This is a genomic window from Shewanella sp. 10N.286.48.B5, from assembly GCF_002874355.2.
GTDB lineage: Bacteria > Pseudomonadota > Gammaproteobacteria > Enterobacterales > Shewanellaceae > Shewanella.
In genome coordinates, this window is record NZ_MCVG02000001.1 from 2,814,098 (window position 1) to 2,836,457 (window position 22,360).

20 protein-coding genes and 7 tRNA genes are annotated in these 22,360 nt (G+C 41.7%); 15 read left to right on the plus strand and 12 right to left on the minus strand.

What is annotated here, in order from left to right; genetic code table 11:
• The 8 genes from BCU57_RS12105 to BCU57_RS12140 all read left to right on the plus strand — a co-directional run bounded on the left by BCU57_RS12105 (window position 1) and on the right by BCU57_RS12140 (window position 9,534).
• Entirely contained in the window at window positions 1-2,202 is a 2,202-nt protein-coding gene (locus BCU57_RS12105) for a CDC27 family protein (RefSeq protein WP_133149376.1), read from the plus strand.
• A complete protein-coding gene (locus BCU57_RS12110) occupies window positions 2,202-5,459 on the plus strand; it encodes a tetratricopeptide repeat protein (protein WP_102438958.1) in 3,258 nt (1,085 codons plus the stop codon). Before BCU57_RS12105 ends, BCU57_RS12110 begins: the two co-directional genes overlap by 1 nt.
• Window positions 5,434-6,339, plus strand: a complete 906-nt coding sequence (locus BCU57_RS12115; RefSeq protein ID WP_102438960.1) for a tetratricopeptide repeat protein — start codon at window positions 5,434-5,436, stop codon at window positions 6,337-6,339. Before BCU57_RS12110 ends, BCU57_RS12115 begins: the two co-directional genes overlap by 26 nt.
• 1 nt (window position 6,340) lies before the next feature.
• Window positions 6,341-6,679 (plus strand): hypothetical protein, encoded by a 339-nt coding sequence (locus BCU57_RS12120; RefSeq protein ID WP_102438961.1) that lies wholly within the window; start codon window positions 6,341-6,343, stop codon window positions 6,677-6,679.
• Window positions 6,680-6,802: 123 nt separating this feature from the next.
• Window positions 6,803-7,456 carry a MotA/TolQ/ExbB proton channel family protein gene (locus BCU57_RS12125; RefSeq protein WP_102438963.1) on the plus strand — a complete coding sequence of 218 codons (654 nt, stop codon included), beginning with the start codon at window positions 6,803-6,805 and terminating at the stop codon, window positions 7,454-7,456.
• A gap of 5 nt (window positions 7,457-7,461) precedes the next feature.
• A complete protein-coding gene (locus tag BCU57_RS12130; protein WP_102438965.1) occupies window positions 7,462-8,010 on the plus strand; it encodes a biopolymer transporter ExbD in 549 nt (182 codons plus the stop codon).
• Entirely contained in the window at window positions 8,007-8,537 is a 531-nt protein-coding gene (locus BCU57_RS12135; protein ID WP_102438967.1) for an ExbD/TolR family protein, read from the plus strand. Before BCU57_RS12130 ends, BCU57_RS12135 begins: the two co-directional genes overlap by 4 nt.
• A 1-nt stretch (window position 8,538) precedes the next feature.
• The gene (locus tag BCU57_RS12140; RefSeq protein WP_102438969.1) at window positions 8,539-9,534 is read left to right on the plus strand and encodes an AgmX/PglI C-terminal domain-containing protein; all 996 of its coding nucleotides are present in this window, start codon (window positions 8,539-8,541) and stop codon (window positions 9,532-9,534) included.
• A gap of 102 nt (window positions 9,535-9,636) precedes the next feature.
• On the opposite strand, the gene BCU57_RS12145 is transcribed toward BCU57_RS12140, so the two are convergent.
• From BCU57_RS12145 to BCU57_RS12195, 11 genes are all read right to left on the minus strand, one after another.
• Complete coding sequence (locus BCU57_RS12145; RefSeq protein ID WP_102438971.1) at window positions 9,637-10,119, minus strand: GNAT family N-acetyltransferase; 483 nt, start codon at window positions 10,117-10,119, stop codon at window positions 9,637-9,639.
• 192 nt (window positions 10,120-10,311) lie between these two features.
• Window positions 10,312-10,386: transfer RNA gene (locus BCU57_RS12150), tRNA-Gln, on the minus strand.
• 56 nt (window positions 10,387-10,442) lie between these two features.
• A tRNA-Leu gene (locus BCU57_RS12155) sits at window positions 10,443-10,527 on the minus strand.
• Between the two features lie 106 nt (window positions 10,528-10,633).
• Window positions 10,634-10,710, minus strand: a tRNA-Met gene (locus BCU57_RS12160).
• A 5-nt stretch (window positions 10,711-10,715) separates the two neighbouring features.
• Window positions 10,716-10,790, minus strand: a tRNA-Gln gene (locus tag BCU57_RS12165).
• Between the two features lie 25 nt (window positions 10,791-10,815).
• Window positions 10,816-10,890: transfer RNA gene (locus BCU57_RS12170), tRNA-Gln, on the minus strand.
• Between the two features lie 48 nt (window positions 10,891-10,938).
• Window positions 10,939-11,023: transfer RNA gene (locus BCU57_RS12175), tRNA-Leu, on the minus strand.
• Between the two features lie 123 nt (window positions 11,024-11,146).
• Window positions 11,147-11,223, minus strand: a tRNA-Met gene (locus tag BCU57_RS12180).
• 204 nt (window positions 11,224-11,427) lie between these two features.
• A complete protein-coding gene (ychF, locus tag BCU57_RS12185) occupies window positions 11,428-12,519 on the minus strand; it encodes a redox-regulated ATPase YchF (protein WP_102438973.1) in 1,092 nt (363 codons plus the stop codon).
• A gap of 75 nt (window positions 12,520-12,594) precedes the next feature.
• Window positions 12,595-13,182, minus strand: coding sequence for an aminoacyl-tRNA hydrolase (gene pth, locus BCU57_RS12190; RefSeq protein ID WP_102438975.1), 588 nt, complete (start codon window positions 13,180-13,182; stop codon window positions 12,595-12,597).
• A 262-nt stretch (window positions 13,183-13,444) separates the two neighbouring features.
• Window positions 13,445-14,668: an FAD-dependent monooxygenase gene (locus tag BCU57_RS12195; protein WP_102438977.1), complete on the minus strand. Its 1,224-nt coding sequence runs from the start codon at window positions 14,666-14,668 to the stop codon at window positions 13,445-13,447.
• Between the two features lie 259 nt (window positions 14,669-14,927).
• Between BCU57_RS12195 and BCU57_RS12200 the strand changes: the two genes are divergently transcribed.
• From BCU57_RS12200 to BCU57_RS12230, 7 genes are all read left to right on the plus strand, one after another.
• Window positions 14,928-15,347 (plus strand): hypothetical protein, encoded by a 420-nt coding sequence (locus BCU57_RS12200; RefSeq protein WP_102438979.1) that lies wholly within the window; start codon window positions 14,928-14,930, stop codon window positions 15,345-15,347.
• Between the two features lie 92 nt (window positions 15,348-15,439).
• Window positions 15,440-16,870: a tRNA (N6-isopentenyl adenosine(37)-C2)-methylthiotransferase MiaB gene (miaB, locus tag BCU57_RS12205; RefSeq protein WP_102438981.1), complete on the plus strand. Its 1,431-nt coding sequence runs from the start codon at window positions 15,440-15,442 to the stop codon at window positions 16,868-16,870.
• A gap of 133 nt (window positions 16,871-17,003) precedes the next feature.
• On the plus strand, window positions 17,004-18,110 hold the full coding sequence (locus tag BCU57_RS12210; RefSeq protein ID WP_102438983.1) for a PhoH family protein: 1,107 nt from the start codon (window positions 17,004-17,006) through the stop codon (window positions 18,108-18,110).
• Window positions 18,100-18,564, plus strand: coding sequence for an rRNA maturation RNase YbeY (ybeY, locus tag BCU57_RS12215; protein WP_102438985.1), 465 nt, complete (start codon window positions 18,100-18,102; stop codon window positions 18,562-18,564). The genes BCU57_RS12210 and ybeY overlap by 11 nt, the downstream gene beginning before the upstream one ends.
• A gap of 51 nt (window positions 18,565-18,615) precedes the next feature.
• On the plus strand, window positions 18,616-19,494 hold the full coding sequence (corC, locus tag BCU57_RS12220; protein WP_102438987.1) for a CNNM family magnesium/cobalt transport protein CorC: 879 nt from the start codon (window positions 18,616-18,618) through the stop codon (window positions 19,492-19,494).
• Window positions 19,495-19,537: 43 nt separating this feature from the next.
• The gene (lnt, locus tag BCU57_RS12225; protein WP_102439162.1) at window positions 19,538-21,064 is read left to right on the plus strand and encodes an apolipoprotein N-acyltransferase; all 1,527 of its coding nucleotides are present in this window, start codon (window positions 19,538-19,540) and stop codon (window positions 21,062-21,064) included.
• Window positions 21,065-21,078: 14 nt separating this feature from the next.
• Window positions 21,079-21,594, plus strand: a complete 516-nt coding sequence (locus BCU57_RS12230) for a prepilin-type N-terminal cleavage/methylation domain-containing protein (protein WP_102438989.1) — start codon at window positions 21,079-21,081, stop codon at window positions 21,592-21,594.
• A gap of 157 nt (window positions 21,595-21,751) precedes the next feature.
• Here BCU57_RS12230 and BCU57_RS12235 read toward each other — a convergent pair whose 3' ends face one another.
• Complete coding sequence (locus BCU57_RS12235) at window positions 21,752-22,252, minus strand: zinc ribbon-containing protein (RefSeq protein WP_076543105.1); 501 nt, start codon at window positions 22,250-22,252, stop codon at window positions 21,752-21,754.
• Window positions 22,253-22,360: the final 108 nt, after the last annotated feature.

Sequence of the window (22,360 nt, forward strand, 5' to 3'; positions counted from 1 at the left end):
ATGCCAGTTAATATGAACCAAGCTTTCCCTGACTTTAGCCGCTATGCAGTAGCAACGCCTCAGCTAAAAGCGATATTACTGCTTATCGTTAGCGGCTGTTTTTCAACTGCAGCTATCAGTGCTGATATGCCCGCTTATGTCTCAACTGATGAGCTAAATAAGCAACCAACTGAAGTTGCTCATTCAACGGCTGCAACTAATTTAACCCTTGCTCAGCAAGCTAACCTGCGCAATAAACTTTATCGCCAAGCCTTATACTTTTATTTTGAAGGTGATTACAACGCCGCATTAAGCCAAGTTAGCCTAAACAGACAGCGCTTTGATGCTGATACCGCAAAAAGCCATTTGTTTGAAGCTGGCTTACAGGTATCCATCGGTTTACATCATCAAGCTACTGAGACGTTGGCCACGTTCGAGCAAGCATTAATTCAACAACAAGCAAACGATAAGTTGGCAGGTATTGAGCCACCAACCGAAGATAAGCAAGGCAATAAAACTGCCACCTCAGCTGATGAGCTAAAGCTTATCGCACTACTACAGTTGTCAGAACAACAAATAGAGCAAGGTAAACACAGTGCTGCCCAGCAAACCCTCGCTAATATCACTCAACTGCCTGCTTCATATGCTGAGCAATATCAGATCCTACATCAATTGGCATATTGGCCTGCATCTGTAACTCCTTCAGCGAAAATACTTGATGAGTCATACGCAGGATCAAACCAAGCAGATACTGAATTAACTGCAAAGTCAGCATTATCTGCTTACGTCATGCTTAACCAAGCACTGCAATTGATGCAAGCAAAGGATTATCAACGCGCAGAAACACTGCTGGTACGCATTAAAAACATAAACGTAGCAGCAACTGAAACGAATTTCTGGCAAAGCTTATTTACCGAAAAGAGTCCACAACAACGAGCTCAAGTTTCTAGTAAAAATGTTAATAAAGAAATCACTGACATAAGCATAATGACAGCTGATGAATTAAAGGCAGACAAACAAATCCAGCAGCAAGCCATTAATGATTATGCTCAATTATTGTTAGCCCAACTGTATGTTAAACAAGGTCTATACCAAGCAGCATTCGATCAATTACAAGATTTTCCTGAGCACAGTCCTTACACTGAGTCTGCACTATTTCTATTTGCCTTCTCAGCTCAGCAGATCAAGCGATATGACACTTCACTGGCATTGCTTGATTTATTAAAACGTGACTATCAATACTCCCAGCTCGGTTGGCAATCAGCATTACTCATTTCTGCTCAAATCAAACAGCAAAACACACTTTCTGAGAGCCTATATAGCTATCAACAAGCCGAGCAACTCTATGTTGAACAATTAGCTGACTTAGCACGCTTTCATACCGATATTAAGCAAACAGAATTAACGCCATTATTGTTCAACAGTAATGTAAACGCTCAAACGGGAGCTAATGGTCAATGGCTGCAAAAAGCCTTAGAAAATCCAGAGCTGAAACACGATATTGATACCTTATCTGAGTTATCACTGCTAACGAGCAGTATTGACCGTCAGCAGCAAAAAAATGCCTGGATAAAAGAGAGCTTAACACTCAATAAACAGCGTCAAGCTCGCATCATCGAACAGCAAAGCCAAACCCAGTATCCTGAATTGATTCAGCAGTTAACCAATCAAAAGCAGCTGTTAGCACAAATGATTACTGAGGCTGAGGCACAAGAAAACGCAGATATTTTTGCCAATGACGCAGAGCAAGCATGGCTTAAACGCGTCAATGAAAGTGAAAACGTTATCAAGGCTATTCGTGGTCAGCGCAGCACTGAAGAGTATCAACAAAGACTAAACCGCGTTAAAGCAGTCCTTAACTGGGAGTTGCAACAGCAATTTCCTCAAAGGTTATGGCAACATAAAAAATTACTTAAACAAGTCGACCAACAACTCGTACTGGTAAGTCTGCAGCAACAACGCTTTGCTCAGTTAGCCAATTCTCAGCAACAAACCACTGCGTTTGAGCAGCGCCAAGCTCAAGCAGAAACGAGACTGGTTACAACAATTCAAAATATCGCAGCACTTGAATCCTCAACCAAAGCTCAAATTCAACAAAAAATCTCAGCCTTTGTTTCTGAGCAACAAATTCAGCTTGAACAGTTATTACTGGCCTCTCGCCATGAAATGGCGGCTGTATTAGAGCAAATGTCCCAACCTGTTATAAATGGGGAGAAATTATAATGACCCCATCAAAACCAACGCTATCTCTACTCGTTAGCTGCATGATCATTGCTGGCGCCAGCGGTTGTAAAAGCACCCTAGATACTCAAGCTAATAACAATCCCAAAAGAGCGACATTAACTGATTTAGCCAAACAACAACCCCAAGTTTCATTGGACTCACTTGCTCTGACAAAAGCGCAGCGAAGCCAAAAACTTGCGCAAATTTATCAGCAATTACTGACATTAGAACCTAACCCAGAAGTCAGAACACACGTTGAATATCGTCTGGTTCAAATTAAGACTGAAAATCTTGAAGAGCAAATGTTTGGTGAGCTTGAAACCACAGTTCTTGATGAAGATACAGGGGTTAACCCGTTAGCTGCAGAGCAAAAAGCTTTGCAACAATTCAAGCAAAACGATCAACAGCTAGTAAAATTAATCGCTGAGTATCAAACACTATTACAGCGCTACCCTAATCGCGCTGATAACGAGCATCTGCAGTATCAACTGGCAAAAGCGCTAGATTTGCAAGGCCAGCTAGATGAAAGCTTAATCGAGATGGAATCGTTATTATCCCGCTACCCTAACACTCAATATTTAGCGGAGCTTAACTTTAGGCGCGGCGAAATCTATTACAACTTGCAAGATTACCCTGCTGCGATAAGCGCTTATAAACAGGTTCAATCAGCTGATAACAATGATAAATATTTACTCAACAGCATTTATATGTCTGGCTGGTCACTGTTTAAACTGAATCGCTTACCTGAGGCTGATAGTACCTTTTTAGCCGTGTTCGATACGATTTTAGCTAACCATAAACCAAAGCAAAATGAGTTAACCGCAACGGATTTCAGTTTTGCCAGTTTGAGCAGTCGCGAGCAAAACCTAGCAATTGATGCGCAGCGAGTGTTAAGTATTTCACTCAGTCAGCAGCAACAATCCGTATCCTTAGTTGCACTGGTGACATCAAAACAAGACACGCGTTACTTACCTATTTATCAACATGTTCTATTTGATAACTTAGCAAAATTCTTACTAAAACAAGAGCTGCAACATGATGCAGAGCTGGCCTATCAAGCCTATATCGATTTGGCACAAGATAACATTTGGTCTGCTCGTTACTCATTGGCTTTACTTGAGCTTTATCAGCGCCAAGGTAAGTTTGCTTCAATGCATAAACTCAAAAATGATTATATTAACCAATACGGGTTAAATAGCACTTTTTGGAGTCAAGCAAGTGCAAAGCATCAACAAGAGTTACTACCTCATTTACTGGCATTTAGTGATGAGCATAGCCGCAGAGTTTACGCCAACGCGCAAAATCAGCCTGCAGGCATTGGCCGAGTAAGCGCTTTTAAAGCGGCAGCAAATGCATTAAGTACCTACTTACAACTCGCAAAACTGCCACAGGCAAGCAGCTTACTCAGCAAAGATATTCACACTGATGAATACCTGTTTGCTGATGCTAATTTTGAAGCCCAGCAATTTAGACAAGCACTTAACAGTTATAAAACTATCGCTTATGGTGAAATCAGTTCTATTGATGAATCGGTTCAAGCAGACCAGGCAAACCAACAAGCTGATCACTTAAGCCAAGCAAATAAGCAGCTAAACCAAGAGCAGATAGCCCTCAAAAAGCAGGCGGCTTATGCAACCACAATCACAATTCGAGAAATCCTAACACCGCTGCAAAATCAAGCTAATGCAAATTTGGATAGCACTCAGGTAGTTCTCCAAGAGAGGGTCGCCTTAGATAAACAGTTTATCGCCAGCTACCCAGATGATAAACGCGCTCTAGAGCTTGCAACTCACGGCGCCCAATATTCATTTGCATCGAAAAACCACCTGGATTTAGCCCAGTTCAGCGAATTTGTATTGGTGACTCACGGTGTCATTAATCAACCCTCTGAGAAAAGTGCAGAACAAATAGCGGTAGTAGCGCGGCAAACACCTGATGAATTAGCCAGTGTACAAAAACGTCAGGCTTATATCGCCCTCGATAAATCAAGTGTTATCAACCCAGTACAGCACGGTAAACAGCTGCCTAAAACTCAATTAAAACAAGTACAACTTGTGACTCAGTTATATGCTCACGGGTTATATCAGCAAAGCCAATATGCCCTTGCTGAGCAATCTTATAATCTGGCGTTAAAATATTTAAGTGTCAGTCAAACACCGACAGCGCAGCAAGCGACATCACGAGTTGAAATGCGCGATTTATTAGCATCAAGCATTTACTTCCAAGCACAGGCTAACAAGAACGACAATCCGCAACTTGCTGTTGTCGATTTATTACGGATTAGCAAAGCTGTGCCTGAATCAAAATATGCAGTCAGTGGCGAGTTTGAAGCGGCGAATATCTTGCTTTCGCAACAGCAATGGCAACAAGCTATTACGGTATTGGTGCCATTTCAAAAGCGTTATCCTAAACATCAATTCAGTGCATCAATCCCAGCAAAACTTGCTCAGTCATATGAAGCATTAGAACAATGGGAATTAGCTGCTGAACAACTGTTGATTATTGTTGCCAATGAACCCAAAGGAGCGCTAAAGCGTGAAGCGCAATATACTGCAGCGGAGTACTACCTCAAAGCAGACGAAACCGAAAAAGCCCGCTTAACCTATCGAACATACGCTAAAGATTACCCTGAGCCTTTTGATGTAGCACAAGAAGTACGCCTTAAAATGAGCGAGTTTTATCAAGTTTCTAACGAGCCCAACAAGGAATATTACTGGTATCGCCAGATATTAACCTTCCACGCCAAGCAGCAAGCTAAAGCGAATACCTTTGCTGGGCGAGAAATTGAAATTGCCTCTATTGCAGCTTCTGAATTAGCCCAAGCACACCAGCAAACATTTATCGCGATTAAGCTAACCGCGCCATTAAATAAAACCTTGAAGCGTAAACAAGACGCGATGAAACAAGCTATTGATTATTACCAGCAAGTGTTGGACTTTCAACGAGCACAATATGTGCCGCAAGCAACCTTTAACTTAGCTGAAATGTATCGCCAGTTAGCGGCTGATGTTATGGACTCTGAGCGCCCTAGTGACCTAGATGAATTAGCGCTGGAAGAGTACGAAATATTGCTTGAAGAGCTCGCCTATCCATTTGAGGAAAAGGCTATTGAAATTCATATCAGTAACACTGAGCGAGCTTGGCAAAATATCTATGACCAATGGATTGGCAAAAGTTTCACAACCTTAACTGAACTGTCACCTGCGTTATATAACAAACAGGAGGTGACACATGATGTCGTTGAATCAATTCACTAAACCTTTAAGTAAGAGAGTAAACAGGCGAGTGAACAATAAAGTGAATAATAAAGTGAACAATAAAGTGAATAACACACTTTTTTCAGCTCATGTCACCATCAAGTTATTACTGGGTTTCAGCCTAATGATCTTGTCTGCATGCTCAACGATGACGAATGATCAAGCGAGTGAAAACGCCGAAGCTAACGGTATTGACGCCCTAGATAGCAGTATGGTGGATATGGTTAACACAGATGATGGCAATGCTAGCTCTGTGGTAAATGGCTCTGTAGAGAACAGCTCGTACAAGCAAACAACAAGTAATGGCGCTTTAAATGACATAACAGCCAACAATTACAACTTATATGCTGAGCAAGCACAGCAACGTTTAACCAATGTACCCAGTACGGTGTTAACTCAGTATCAAGATGCGCTTGCTCTGATGAAACAACAGCAATTTGATCAAGCTGATGCATTATTTGATCAGGTACTCTTGGCGCAGCCAACCCTATCAGGTGCATTAGTAAACAAAGCCTTAATCGCCATTAATAAAAGTGACTTTAGTCAGGCTGAATCTTTGTTAAATCAAGCCATTGCCGTTAACGATAAAAACCCTTACGCCTTTCAGTTGAAGGCCCTTGTAGCAAGAAAGCAAGGTCAATTTGAACAGGCAGAAAAAGATTATTTAACCGCATTATCTATTTGGCCTAATTATCCAGAAGCACAAGTTAACCTCGCTATTTTGCTCGAACTATACCGAGGAAAACTATTGGATTCGAGACGTTATTATCAATCCTATTTATTGCTAAAACCTGATGATGTTCAAGCCCAGCGATGGTTGGCTGGCGTTGAAATAAAAATTCAGCGAGCTGGGCTCAATTTGCAACAAGGAGAAGGATAAGATGGTTAGTTCATTAACCCCGATGACAACATACCGTGTGAACGCAGTTGTTATTGCTGTTATGACACTCTTGCTGCTATCAGTCATTAGCATGGACCAGCTTAATGCCGCTGAAAACGTCAGCACAGCAAACAAACCCGTATTAATTGAAAGTAAAGTGACCGGCACGCAAGAGCAACCCAAAGTGCTTTACATCATGCCTTGGCAAGGCATAACCAATCCTGTAGCAATACAAGATAACAATATGCAAATCATCTTGCCGCAATTCAAACCGATTAACCCTAAAAAGTTCCAACAAGAGGTACGTGATTTCAGTGTGAATACTTCATCAAAACAATAAAGGGTGTATTCACCAAGATAAAAGTTTAACCCGAAGCAGTAACAAAAAAGCAGTAACAAAAAATAACTACATTTAGGACGAGTCAAAAACAACTTCGTTCGACTCTATAAAAAGGAAAATATCATGAGTTTTACCGACCATATCATTGCATTTTTACAAAATGGTGGCCCGTTCATATACCCTATCGCCCTAGTATTAGTCGTCGGTTTGGCCATCACTATCGAACGTTGGTTATATCTCAGTTCAGCTCATCGCACTAACCAAAAAGCATTCTCGTTAATCAAAGAAGCACTTAAAAGCGGTGATGTCGCGACAATCAGTCAACATGCGCAAAATAATAAAGCCCCAGTATTTGATGTTTTGCAATCTGGTATCGTCAGAATTTCACAAGCTAATCGCCGTGAAGATGTGGAATACGCCATGGAAGAAACCATCATGGAGTACATGTTGAGACTTGAAAAGCGCACGCCATTTATTGCTACCTTAGCCAATATTGCTACTCTACTTGGTCTACTGGGTACCATTATGGGGCTGATTGCCGCGTTCTCTGCGGTAGCCAGTGCAGATCCAGCTGAAAAAGCTAACCTGCTGTCTTCCAGTATTTCTGTTGCAATGAACACCACTGCATTTGGTCTTATTACCGCTATTCCGCTAATTCTATTTCACTCAACACTGCAAACTAAAACTGCGACTATTGTTGATTCAATTGAAATGGCTGGCATTAAATTACTTAATTCACTGTCATTTTCTAAGCAAGCGGATTCGGACCGAGGCTAATAATTATGAGACGCCGTCGTCGCCCTAATACCGAAGATGCAGAACTCGATATCACTTCATTTATGAATTTGATGATCGTGCTCGTACCTGTGTTATTACTGAGTTTGGTATTTTCACAAGTACGGATACTAAATCTGCAATTGCCTGTTATGTCAGAGTCTCAACAAGCTGAAGATGATCAAGAACCCAAAGTATTGGAACTGGTCATTACTCAGCAAAGTCTTGAACTCAACTACCCTGCAGGCATATTACTTAAACGTTTTGAAACAACAGAACAAGGTTATGATTTCAAGGCTTTGTCTGTGTACTTACAAGACCTTAAACTGACTTTTCAACAACAAGAAATCGATAAAAATGACATAGTGCTTTTGCTTGAATCTGATATCGATTATCAGACCATTGTGACTGCAATGGATACCGTGCGCTCATACAAAGCAGTGGTTGCGGCTAACCTAGTCGATGCTGAACTGTTTCCGCTTATCTCATTAGGCGATGCACCTGAAGAATCACTTGCTGAAACACAAGTAAGTGAAACCACAGGAGGCAAATCATGAAGCAATCACCCAGAGCTAAACGACTTGCTAAGCACCATAAGCGCTTTAAATCAGGTGGCAAACTTAACTTAGTTGCCTTGATGGATATCTTTACGATTTTGGTATTCTTCTTGATTGTGAATCAATCTGAAGTACGCGTTCTACAAAATATCGAAAAGATAAAGTTACCTGTCTCTATTGCTGAAGAACTGCCAGTTGAAAACCTGGTTATCACAGTACTTAAAGATACAGTGCTTATCCAAGAGCGAGCTGTTTGGCAAAATAGTGCTGATAAGCCTAACTTCAGTGAACAAGAAAACCTTGAGTTTATCGAAGCGATGACTACTGAGCTTACATACCAAGCGAGTAAACGTACTGAGTTAACAGAGTCAGAAAAGGAAAAAGGCCGTGCCGTCACCATTATTGGCGATAGCAGCACACCTTATATGGCGTTAAAGCAAATTATGGCTGCTTGTGCTGAAACGGGATATAGAAATATGTCATTAGCCGTGGAACGCCAAGCCAGTAAAACGGCTGAGGAGAGTTAGCATGACAGCAGCAAGCTTATCCCATTCGTTTAATGGCAGTAGCCCAAATGGTAATAGCTTTAACGACATAGGTGATTTATTTAAGCCCAGTAAACAAGATAGGTTATTTAAACAGATCTTAGTGTTACTACTGGTCATTTACGCTGTGTTCGGCATCGGTGTGCCTTTACTTGAGCAAGTTGAAGTGCCAAGAGAAGTTAAAGAGCAATTACCACCGCAGTTAGCGAAAATAATGCTTAAAGAAAAACAACTTCCAGTGCCTGAAAAGCCAGAAGTTATTCCTGAACCTGAGCCAGAACTTGAAAAAGAACCGGAAAAGGTTGAAGAGAAACCTGTCGATAAACCTGTTGAAAAACCAATAGTACAGCCGACAATGACCCGTGAGGCCGCAAAAGAAAAAGCACAAACTTCAGGGCTAGCAGCCATGAAAGATGAGCTTTTTTCAATGCGTGAAGCGTTTGATATCAAGCCGGCATCTCAAAGTGCCCTTGAACAAACGCAGGCGCAAGAAGTGAAAGTCAAACGTAAGATGTTAGCAGCTTCGGCCAATACCCAAAGTGAGAGTTTAACCACCTCTACCGTCAATCAAACCGTTGCGTCAGATGCTTTAAGCACTAAAAACACCCAACAAATTAGGTTGGCAGAAGAGGAAGTGTTAGCTACTCAAGGGGCAATTGCCGAGGAAGAGCAACTGGCTTCTGCGGGAAGCCAACGTTCAGAGGCAGCATTACGCCGCACACTTGAGGCGAACAAAGCACGTTTATATGCCTTGTATAATCGAGCTCTGCGTAAAGACCCTTTCCTCAAAGGTAAAGTCATGTTTGAGATTGAGATCCTGCCTAATGGCAGCATTAGTCGGGTTGATATTCAATCAAGCCAGCTTAACAATGCCAAATTAGAGCGCCAACTAAAGGTTGTGTTACGTTCAATCACCTTCCCTGCAGAAGATGTTGCAACAATGACAACCATTTGGGCGATCGACTTCTTACCCAGCTAGACAGAAGTAAGCGATAAATGATTAATTAATTTTTATCAGTTAACAATACGGCCAATTGGCCGTATTTTTTTTATTTGCTTAAGACTTAAAAAGTAAAACTGATTAAAGCACTTGTTTCATGATCTTAGCATCAGGGCCATAACTTGCGTTAGCCGCCTGCTCATGATCAATCTCAAAGCCCATTTTTTGCCAAAAAGGGACTGAGCCTTGTATTGCCACAAGTTGTATTTGTGAGTAATTGTATTGCTTAGCAATTAATTTTAACTGCTCAACCATTTGCTTACCGACTCCAGAGCCTTTTAATAGAGCAGATACCGCTAAATCATGTAGAAACAACTGACTACCATCCTTTTTCTCAGAAAGTGTCTGATAGAGCTTAGGAGGCGTTTTATTAGCCCAAACATGAGCCAATAAATAAGCCATTACCTTTTGCTCTTCATTTTGATAGACAAAACAGCAGTGAGCAGAATGCTGCCATTTATCCCGAAGGACTTCGAGCGGCTCTGGTTCAATATCCACATACACTTGCGATTGGAGTTTATAGATTTCAGGCCACATTGACTCTGTAATTGGATTAATTGGCATTTTGGGCAGACTCTGAATGTAATAATTTAGAAAGTAATAATTTGGAACGTATGACTTATCCATCATACAAAAATAATCATATGCCTCAATCGATAAGTGATAATGGATAAATATAAGAAGATAAATCATAAATTTCAGGCAACAAAAAGCCCATCATAAGACGGGCTCTTGCTTTAACCGTGAGGCTAAATTTGGCTGGGATACCAGGATTCGAACCTGGGGATGCCGAGATCAAAACCCGGTGCCTTACCACTTGGCGATATCCCAAAATTGGTTATGTATAACTTTTCATAAAGGAAGGTTTACATATTGAAAAAATTTGATGGTACGGGAAGAGAGACTTGAACTCTCACACCTTACGGCACCAGAACCTAAATCTGGCGTGTCTACCAATTCCACCACTCCCGCATCAAATCTTTCTCAGAATATACACTAATTATATATAGTGTAAACTCTGTTGTTGCTCTTTTCTAACTAAGTAGCATAGCGTTACCCACTAATCTACCTTTAAACATGGTAGCAATGGCGGGACTTGAACCTGCGACCCCAGCATTATGAATGCTGTGCTCTAACCAGCTGAGCTACATTGCCTAAGATGGCTGGGATACCAGGATTCGAACCTGGGGATGCCGAGATCAAAACCCGGTGCCTTACCACTTGGCGATATCCCAATAATCTTGTCTACTTACTTTAAAATGGCTGGGATACCAGGATTCGAACCTGGGGATGCCGAGATCAAAACCCGGTGCCTTACCACTTGGCGATATCCCAATCTAAAGCTTTTTCGAAAAACCCGCTAATGCCAGCCTTTCTATATAATGGTACGGGAAGAGAGACTTGAACTCTCACACCTTACGGCACCAGAACCTAAATCTGGCGTGTCTACCAATTCCACCACTCCCGCACTGACTCTGTTTAACATCCAGAACACGATGCTCATTTAACCTTGAGAAGGTAGCCAGTCATATTTCTAAAACCTTGCGGCTTTAACTAACCAGCGAATCTCTAGTTTGACATCTTGAGAAGATGGTAGCAATGGCGGGACTTGAACCTGCGACCCCAGCATTATGAATGCTGTGCTCTAACCAGCTGAGCTACATTGCCACTTTATCTTTCGTTGCCCTCGTCGTGAGGACGGGGCGTATTATGCTTATTCAGCGTATCGAGGTCAACTGCTTTTTTTAGCTATTTTCATCAATTGGCACTGTTCGGCTATAAGTTCACCAAACTGCGTAGCAAATCGGCATATTTGACCAAAAAAGTTAACCTCGACCGCTTGTTTGACTAATTAAAGTCTACAAATACTATTTATACGTTGAATAAGAAATGCATTACATCGCCATCTTTAACGATATAAGCTTTACCTTCTACGCGTAACTTACCTGCTTCTTTAGCACCTGCTTCACCATTAAACTCGATAAAGTCATCATAGGCCATTACTTGGGCGCGAATAAAGCCACGCTCAAAGTCGGTGTGGATCACACCAGCAGCTTGTGGCGCACTGGCGCCTACTGGCACAGTCCATGCTCTTACTTCTTTTACACCTGCAGTAAAGTAAGTCTGTAAGTCCAATAATTCATAACCACCACGAATAACGCGATCAAGCCCTGGCTCATCAAGACCAAGGTCTGCCATAAACTCATCACGCTCTTCAGCGTCCATCTCAGCAAGCTCAGACTCAATAGCGGCACATACTGCAACCACCACGGCGTTTTCTGTCGCGGCAATGGCTTTAACAGCATCTAAATGTGGATTATTCTCAAATCCATCTTCAGATACGTTAGCAATGTACATGGTTGGCTTTAGGGTTAAGAAGTTAAGGTAGGCAATTGCAGCCATTTCTTCTTTGCTTAACTCTAATGAACGCAGCATTTGGCCTTCATCTAAAGTTGGACGCATTTTTTCAAGTACTTCTACTTCAAACTTAGCATCTTTGTCGCCGCCTTTAGCGCGCTTTTGCTGACGGAAGATAGCACGCTCTAAGCTGTCTAAATCCGCTAACGCAAGTTCAGTGTTGATAACATCAATATCGCCTGCAGGGTCAACCTTGTTAGCAACATGAACGATGTTGTCATCTTCAAAACAACGTACAACGTGACCAATGGCATCCGTTTCACGAATGTTAGCTAGGAACTTGTTACCTAAACCTTCACCTTTTGATGCGCCAGCAACTAAACCTGCAATATCCACAAATTCCATTGTAGTCGGTAAAATACGTTCTGGATTAACAATCGCTGCTAATGCATCTAAACGTGGATCAGGTACTGGAACCACACCCGTATTTGGCTCAATGGTACAAAACGGGAAGTTAGCAGCTTCGATTCCTGCTTTAGTTAACGCATTAAATAGTGTTGACTTACCAACATTTGGCAAACCCACAATGCCGCATTTAAAACCCATATTTTTACCTTTATATAATTAAACTCACCTAGGAAGTGGTAAGTTGTGTCAAATCAATAATCAAAGCGCGGCTAATTAGAGCGCTTTGAATGTGTGTAATCGGTGCATCGCTTTCGCCATGTCTTGTTTAAACAATATTTCAGTTGAACGCACCGCTTCATCTATTGCTGCGTCCATCTTTTCTTGATCGCTCGCTGGCGCTTTACCTAAGACATAACCACTGACGCGGTTTTTATCTCCAGGGTGACCAATACCAATACGTAATCGGTAAAAGCCTTTTTCATTGGCAAGCTTAGCAATAATATCTTTTAAGCCGTTATGACCACCATGACCGCCGCCCAATTTAAACTTGGCAACGCCCGGCTCCATATCAAGCTCATCATGGGCCACTAATATCTCTTCAGGTAAAATACGAAAAAAGTTCGCTAATGCGCCCACTGACTTACCGCTTAAATTCATAAACGTAGTAGGTATAAGTAGACGCACATCTTTACCATCAATAGTGACTCTGGCGGTTAAGCCAAAATATTTACTGTCTGGCGCTAAGGTGGCGCCACATAAACGCGCTAACTCTTGTACATACCATGCACCCGCATTATGACGAGTGTGGGCGTATTCTGCACCTGGGTTAGCAAGGCCGACAATTAGTTTTATTTGACTCATTAGCACTCAATTTCAGTGGTTAAATGACTGCGTTATCTTCAATATCATTTATCCATCTTAATAGTTATAGACTAAGATTTTGTGATTTGAAGGCGCTAAAGCGCGGCATTTTAACACTCAAAACTGAACTCAACAAATACACTGTGATAATTAGACAGAATGGGGATAACCTCACTGTGAAAAAGTTCACAGTGAATATAGTTAACCGCCATTAGAAATTGCGTGGTGGGGGAAGGCGTGATTGCTGATTAAATAGAATAAGTTACGCTAAACCCAATGCGTATTTAAGCACTTTCTGTTTGATCGGATTATCGTAGTTTGCCAGTTTCAACAACCCATTTCTTAACAGTTTTATTGGTAATAAATCATTACTAAAGCCTGCATAGAATGCATCCATTGCTGACATCATCAATAAATTATCGCTATAACGTTTGCATTGATACTGCTTTAAACAAGATGCTGTCCACCAAGGTTTATCATTGCCTACGGCATCGGCAATGGTTGCAATCAATACATCGACATCTTTAAAACCAATATTGACGCCCTGCCCTGCAAGCGGGTTAATGGTATGGGCTGCATCACCTAAAATCACAATATTATCTTGGCAATAATCTTGGGCATGACGTCTTGTGAGCGGGAAACTGCCTCTAGCTATAACGGTAAAGTTCTCATCAAGCCTTGATGGAAAGTTAAGCTTAATTTGCTCAGCCAGTTGTTTATGATTGAGCTGCATAAGCTGCTTAATGCGACTATTACTGTCATACCATACTAATGAGGCGTTATTACCCGGTAATGGCAGTAATGAGCGTGGCCCTTGAGGGGTAAACTGTTGCCAAGTTATGTCTTGCTGCGCGGTGTCAGTTTCAACATTAATGAGCATGGCTGACTGAGCATAATCCCAGCCAGTAATACCAATACCGGCCCATTGTCTTACTTGTGAGTTAGCCCCATCTGCGCCAACTAATAATGATGCATGTAATTCAACGCCACTTTTAAGGGTCGCTTTAATTCCTTGAGACAATGATTTTACGTCACTATTGCTCATTTCAATACGCTCGAACTTAGCAACGCTATCAGGGCAATAACAATGCACATTGTCCATCTTTTCAATTTGCTGCCACAGACTCAGTTGAATTAAGCGGTTCTCAAAAAAATAGCCCAGATGTGATTCATCGATCTGATCAGCATGAAAACGGGTAATGCAATCATCGAGCTCCCAGGTTTCTAAACCTTTATAGGCCACATGACGCATAGTGCGTAATTGCTCCATGACACCTAAGCGTTCAAGTAATTGCTCAGAGGCCACACTAATAGCTGATACGCGCAAATCTAACGGCTGCTCAGGTAAATAGGCTTTAGGCGCGAATGCTTCAACCATGGCAACATTTAAGCCAAGCTGACCTAATCCTACAGCTACAGCTGCGCCCACCATACCACCGCCAACGATGACGACATCATGTTCAACTACATTCGATGCTTGATGCATTGTCTATTTACCTTTAAAAAAGCTGTAATACTGAAACAACATTGACTGTGACGATTATTATGCCAATAAGTGTCATTGAAACTATGTACAAAGGTGTCTGTAACGCCTCGATTGTGTCGATATGTTGCTATCTTGAGTTTGAGCAACACTTGCTTACACTGGTTAAACTTTAACCACCAAACCTTACCTTATACTGAGACTGTCTAGTATGACATGCCTTGCAACCAACCCCTTAAATGCCAAGGTAAGAGAGGATAGTATGTTCAGTCAAAGCACCTATGTACAATCTAATAATGGAACCCTTAAATCACTAACAAGCAGCCGTAATACGTTAATGAGTTATGTAAAAAAGTTTACTAAGTCACTCTATACTATGCCGCTACTTGCAGGGCTTGTTGCTGGCGCAGCCATTATGCCAATGACAGCACAAGCCGAAGTACAACCGATGGAAACCATTACGGTTATTCACCGTTCATCCTTCGATTATGCCTTATATCAACAAACCACGGAAATGCTTACGCAGTTTAATAGAGAGCTAGCGCAAAAAATAATTGTTCAAGCAAGACAAGATAACGTCACAATGGCGAAACAATTTGGCTATTTTACCAATCAATCAAATGAGTTAGCCCAAATAGATAAACACCCTGAAAATATAGGGGTATTAGTCATTTCAGAATAATGCCGCTTAAGTGTGCACAAAGGCTAGCCAGCGAGCCTTTGTGCAGTTAAAATACTCGGCTATTTTTCTGTGGTAATAGAACGGCGTAACTGATGAGTAAAAAACTACACATAAAGACCTGGGGCTGTCAGATGAATGAATATGATTCATCTAAAATGGCTGACTTGCTGGACGATTATCAAGGTTATACCTTGACTGAGGATGCTGAAGAAGCAGACGTACTGCTACTAAACACATGTTCAATTCGCGAAAAAGCGCAGGAAAAAGTGTTTCATCAGCTTGGTCGCTGGAAAACCCTCAAAGACAAAAAACCTAATCTAATTATCGGTGTAGGTGGTTGTGTTGCCTCACAAGAAGGTAAAGCCATTAAAGAACGTGCTCAGTGCGTTGATATTATTTTTGGCCCACAAACCTTACATCGCTTACCTGAGATGATCACCCAAATTAATAATGGCGATAAAGCAGTTATTGATGTGAGCTTTCCTGAAATTGAAAAATTCGATCGCCTACCTGAGCCTCGCGCTGACGGTCCATCGGCGTTTGTGTCTATTATGGAAGGCTGCAGTAAATACTGTTCATTCTGCGTAGTGCCGTACACCCGCGGTGAAGAAGTTAGCCGCCCGGTTGATGATGTCATTTTAGAAATCGCACAACTTGCTGAACAAGGTGTACGTGAAGTAAACCTGCTTGGTCAAAACGTGAATGCTTTTCGCGGTGCTACCCATGATGATGATATTTGCACCTTCGCAGAGTTATTGCGTCTAGTGGCATCAATTGATGGTATCGACCGTGTGCGTTACACAACGAGTAACCCCATTGAGTTTTCACAAGACATTATCGATGTTTATGAAGACACCCCTGAAGTGGTGAGTTTCTTACATTTACCAGTGCAATCGGGATCAGATCGCATTCTAACTAATATGAAACGTGGTCATATGGCAATTGAATATAAATCAATTATTCGTCGTTTACGTAAAGCGCGCCCTGATATCCAAATCAGTTCCGACTTCATTGTCGGCTTCCCTGGTGAGTCAAATGCTGAATTTGAAGACACCATGAAGTTGATTGAAGATGTCAGTTTTGACCACAGCTTTAGCTTTATCTACAGCGCCCGTCCAGGAACACCAGCGGCTGATTTGCCTGATGATGTCACCATGGAAGAAAAGAAAAAGCGCTTAGCGATTTTACAAGACCGTATTACCCAACAAGCCATGCGCTACAGCCGCCAAATGTTAGGCACTGTTCAACGTATTTTAGTTGAAGGCCCTTCAGTTAAGAACCCTATGGAGCTTCGCGGCCGTACTGAAAATAACCGCGTAGTGAACTTTGAAGCTGATCCTAAGTGTATTGGCGGTTTTGTGGATGTTGAAATTGTTGATGTATATACAAACTCGCTGCGCGGCGTATTTATTCGTGGCGAAGACGAGATGGATTTACGTCGAAGTTTACGTCCGTCAGATATCGTAGCCAAACACAAAACTGATGATGATATTGGTGTAAGCCAATTTACCCCAGGCAGCTAATTTAGCCATAAAACGGGTTTATCATTATTTAATAAAGGCGGCCTCGAGCCGCCTTTATTGTGCTTTTCAGTTAATACCGTGGTATTTTAACTTTTATACCTATTCGCATTCTTTTTCTTTTGGAGCATTATTTTTGTCCACTAAAGTTACTACCATGAATTTATACCTCGAGCCTGCTGAAACTCGAAGAATTGCCTCATTATGTGGTCCATATGATGACAACATTAAACAGCTTGAACGTCGTTTAGGTGTTGAGATTATCCATAAGAATAATCATTTCAAAATCGTTGGCCTGCCAAGACATGCCTTTAATGCTAATAATTTACTGAAACAGCTATACATTGAAACCCAAACTGTTAAAGGTAGCACCCCAGATTTAGAGCCAGAGCGAGTGCATTTAGCCATTCAGGAGGTCATTAACCTCGAAGCTGAATCATCGGCTGAAGATGACACCCTGCATATCAAAACTAAACGCGGCATCATCAAACCTCGCAATCCAAACCAGTCTGTGTATGTGGCGAATATGGCCAAACACGACATTACCTTTGGTGTGGGACCTGCCGGTACCGGTAAAACCTTTTTAGCAGTTGCCGCAGCTGTTGATGCCCTTGAAAGACAAGAAGTAAGACGAATACTCCTTACCCGCCCAGCTGTTGAGGCTGGCGAAAAATTAGGTTTTTTACCAGGGGATTTAAGTCAGAAAGTCGATCCCTATTTACGCCCGCTTTATGATGCCTTATTTGAAATGATGGGCTTTGAGAAAGTTGAAAAGCTACTTGAACGTAATATTATTGAAGTCGCGCCTTTAGCCTATATGCGTGGTCGAACCCTAAATGATGCGTTTGTTATATTGGATGAAAGCCAAAATACTACTGTTGAGCAAATGAAAATGTTCTTAACCCGTATCGGCTTTAACTCGAAAGCGGTGATCACCGGTGATATTACCCAGATAGATTTGCCTCGCAGTCAAAAATCAGGGCTTCGCCAAGCCATTGAAGTATTGAGTGAGGTCGATGAAATCAGCTTCAACTTCTTTATGTCTCAAGATGTGGTGCGTCATCCGATTGTGGCAAGAATTGTCGAAGCTTATGAAGCCTTTGATTCAAAAGAGCTAGCACAAAAAGCTGAAAAAGAGCGCCAGTATAAACAACGTCAAACGGCCTTTAATGAACAAATGGCCAATGTGGACGTTAACGCCAACGAGATCAGTAAAGACGGAGCAATAAATAATGAGTCTTAAACTTGATTTAGATCTGCAAATTGCCGTTACTGACAGCAGTAAGCTCCCCAGCCGAAGTGAATTTGAGCTATGGGTAGCGACAGCCCTTGGTAACACTATGGCGCAAGCTGAACTGACCATCAGAATTGTTAAAAATACTGAAAGCCAGCAACTTAATAATACTTACCGTGGTAAAGACAAGCCGACTAATGTATTGTCTTTCCCCTTTGAAGCGCCTCCAGGGATTGAGTTACCGCTATTAGGCGATCTCATCATTAGTGCTGAGGTGGTAGAACTTGAAGCAAATCAACAAAATAAGCCCCTTGTCGCACATTGGGCCCATATGGTTATTCACGGCTGCTTGCATTTACTAGGCTATGACCATATTATCGATAATGAAGCTGAAGAAATGGAGTCATTAGAGACTCAACTCATTGAAGGCTTAGGTTTTTCAAATCCATATAAGGAAGCGTAAATAAATCAGACGACTGCATATAACATGCTGATTTTGATTTAGTAAAATATTATGAGTGACGACATCCCACCGAGTACCAACGCCCGTAAGAAGAACTGGATTGGCAAAATTAGTCAGATGTTTCAGGGCGAACCTCAAAATCGCGAAGACTTAGTTGATGTAATTGCTGGCGCAGAAGAGCGCTCTTTAATTACTGAAGACACCCGCGAAATGATGAATGGCGTATTAGAAGTATCAGGGTTGCGGGTACGCGACATCATGATCCCTCGAAGCCAAATAGTCACATTGCAAATCGATAGCACTGTTGAAGAGCTACTAGAAACAGTCATTGAGTCTGCACACTCCCGTTTTCCTGTGGTCAACGAGGATAAAGATCATATTGAAGGTATTTTGCTTGCAAAAGATTTACTTAAATATGGTTTCAAACAATCAGCTCAACCTTTCTCATTGCATCAAGTCATCAGGCCTGCGGTTGTTGTGCCTGAAAGCAAACGCGTTGATGTACTGCTAAAAGAATTCCGCTCCCAGCGATATCATATGGCCATCGTGGTCGATGAATATGGCGGTGTATCCGGCCTAGTGACGATTGAAGATATCTTAGAAGAAATCGTCGGTGAAATCGAAGACGAGTTCGATCATAGTTCAGTAGAAGATACCGAAATCAAAAAGATCAGTAACACCGTGTTTATGATTAAAGCACGTACACCGATTGATGAATTTAATGACGCTTGTGGCACCCAATTTAGCGACGAAGAATTTGATACCGTAGGCGGCTTAGTTTCACACGCATTTGGTCACTTACCAGAGCGAAATGAAACTGTCGTTATCGATAATATCGAGTTTAAAGTCACCAATGCTGACACCAGACGTTTAATTCAACTTAGTGTGAAGTTACCCGATCAAAAACTGCTAGAAGAACTTGACGACTAACTCTGTGCTAAAAAATAAACTTTCCAAGTCATCAGTGATTAAAATGGTGACTGCATTTGTTGCAGGTGCTTCAACCACACTTGCTTTTGCCCCCTACGCTATTTGGGCTTTTTACCCCGCAGCAATGCTGTTTGTTTTATGGCAAAGTCGCAGCCTAACCCCGAAAGAAAACTTCTTTCATTGGTTAAGCTTCGGCTTTGGCTGTTTTGCATTTGGCATTAGTTGGGTACATGTCAGCATTGATACCTTTGGTGGTTTACCGCTAATAGTATCAATGGCATTAATGGCAATATTGGCGCTTTATCTGGCCTTATTTCCAGCGCTAGCAGGTTATCTCACTGCGAAACTGTCCCAATATCAGCAAACTCAAGGCTGGCAAGTTTATTTTCGTTACTTAGGGTTATTCCCCGCACTGTGGGTATTTACCGAGTGGATGCGCGGTTGGGTTCTCACAGGTTTCCCTTGGTTATGGGCAGGCTACAGTCAAACCCAAGGGCCATTGTCAGAGCTTGGCAGTATAATTGGCGCATTAGGCTTAAGTTATGTTATCGCACTGGTTTGTGGCAGTATCGCACTGGTGTTATATCAACGTTTTGCCAGTGTTATCATCATATTCTCTTTGATATTTATCAGCACTTACCTTGCGCCGCACATCTCCGACATAAGCCCACGAAATGAAACGGTTAAAGTGGCTTTAGTACAAGGCAATATTGAGCAAAGTATGAAGTGGGAGCCTGACGCACTATGGCCAACTTTACTCAAGTATATGGATTTAAGTCGGCCTAATTTTGATGCTGATATCATCATTTGGCCTGAAGCCGCGATTCCAGCGCCTGAAGCTATGGTGGCAGACTTTTTACATAATACCGACAAGGTGGCTAATTTAAATAATAGCGCCATCATTACCGGTATTATTAGCATGCAACAAAATGACTTTTATAACTCATTAATTGTATTGGGCAATGCCTATCATCCTCAGCAGACTGAGGGCGATTACGTTGGAAGTGGCATTAATGATTACAAGAAACATCATCTATTACCAATAGGTGAGTTTGTCCCTTTTGAAAGCCTTTTACGCCCAATAGCCCCGTTTTTTAATTTACCCATGTCATCTTTTGCACGTGGCACCTATGAGCAAAAAAACCTTAATGCTTTAGGCTATCAAGTGGCACCGGCTTTATGCTACGAAATCGTCTTTCCTGAGCAATTACGCGCCAATGTGAATAAAGACACTGATTTTTTACTCACAGTGTCTAATGATGCCTGGTTTGGTGACTCTATCGGGCCACTGCAACACATGGAAATAGCCCAAATGCGCGCAATTGAGTTGGGGCGCCCCTTAGTCAGAGCCACCAACAACGGTGTTACCGCTGTGGTCGATATTAAAGGCCGTATTACTCACCAACTGCCACAGTTCAAATCTGGAGTATTAGTGGCTGACGTTGCCTTATATGACGGTGAAACTTGGTTTAAGCGAATAGGCCAAACACCGTTACTCATATTATGTAGCTTGATAATTTTATTTAGTTTTATAAATCAACTATTATTAAACAAAGGCAGAAAAAAATAGCAAGGAGGCCATGATTGCAGCAAGCATTGCCAGTTAAGCCAAATATATTCAATCCAAATGGATTTACATTAATTGAGTTAGTGGTGGTCATTATCATTTTGGCCGTCATTGCCATTATTGCTGCGCCAAAGTTTATCAACTTTGCCACTGAAGCCCGAATTAACGCATTATCACAATTACAGAGCAGCGTTAAAGCAGCTAATACCCTCGTTTATGCACGCACGCAAATGCCCAGTATTTCTACCCGAAGTGTTCCAGGTCGTGATGATTTAACCGATATCGATTTAGAAGGCGATGGCAGTTTCAATACCCGTTTAATAAACGGTTATCTTGATAATACTGATATCGAAAAATGGATTGTGTCGATGGACGATTGGGAAATCCAATATCGAGGTGCACCTGAAACCTATATTGGATATGATCTCAATGACGATGGTGAAGTGCGTGATGACAACTGCTATTTTTTGTACACCCAGGCCAGTAGTGAAGCTAACCCGCCAACATACCAAGTTAGCACCTCGGGTTGCTAAATATGCGCTTTAAACTCAGTTAATCGATAAAAAATTGACCATAAAACACTATTGCATAAACATAAGACCTAAAGCACTATGCCACTTAAGTCAGCTAGCATAGTTGCTGTCTCAAACAATCTCTAAAATCGTGCTATTGTTTGAAATAGGCAGCGCTTTAAGGCGTTAGCGCTTCTCGAGTGAACATTTCATTATCGCATTGTGGGCAATCTGGAATAATACTGGGGAATTCAATTTTCATTTCATGATTACACTCAGTACAAATCACTTTACCTTGGTTAATCACCTCCCCTGACATATAAAAACCCTGATGCTTAAAGTCTTGGGCAATTTCATGCCACTCTACTTGGCTGCGATCAGTAATTTCACCCAGCCAGTGCCATAAGGTGTTTTCAATACCAATGACAGTTGGGCTAAAACTGAGGTTATCGGCATTTTCCTCTTTTATGTAGCTGGCGATGTCACGCTTTAAAAAATCTTCTGCTAAAGCAAGCTCCTCGGCATCGGCGGCTGACTTTAATTGCAAATAATCTTTACACTGGGTCACAGAAGCAAAAAGGCTCTTTGCCGTCAATGAGTTATCTTCATCATATTGTTTCTTAACTTGCTCAAAAAGCGTCTTATATAGTGCTAATAACGCTGAACTTCGTCCACTCATAGTAAATACTCCTTCATCTGAACCTTTTTAATGCATCACTTCTAGTTTATTCTATGCAGATCTTACTCGCGCTTTTTAGCGCTAGATCAAACAATGGGCGGCATTGGC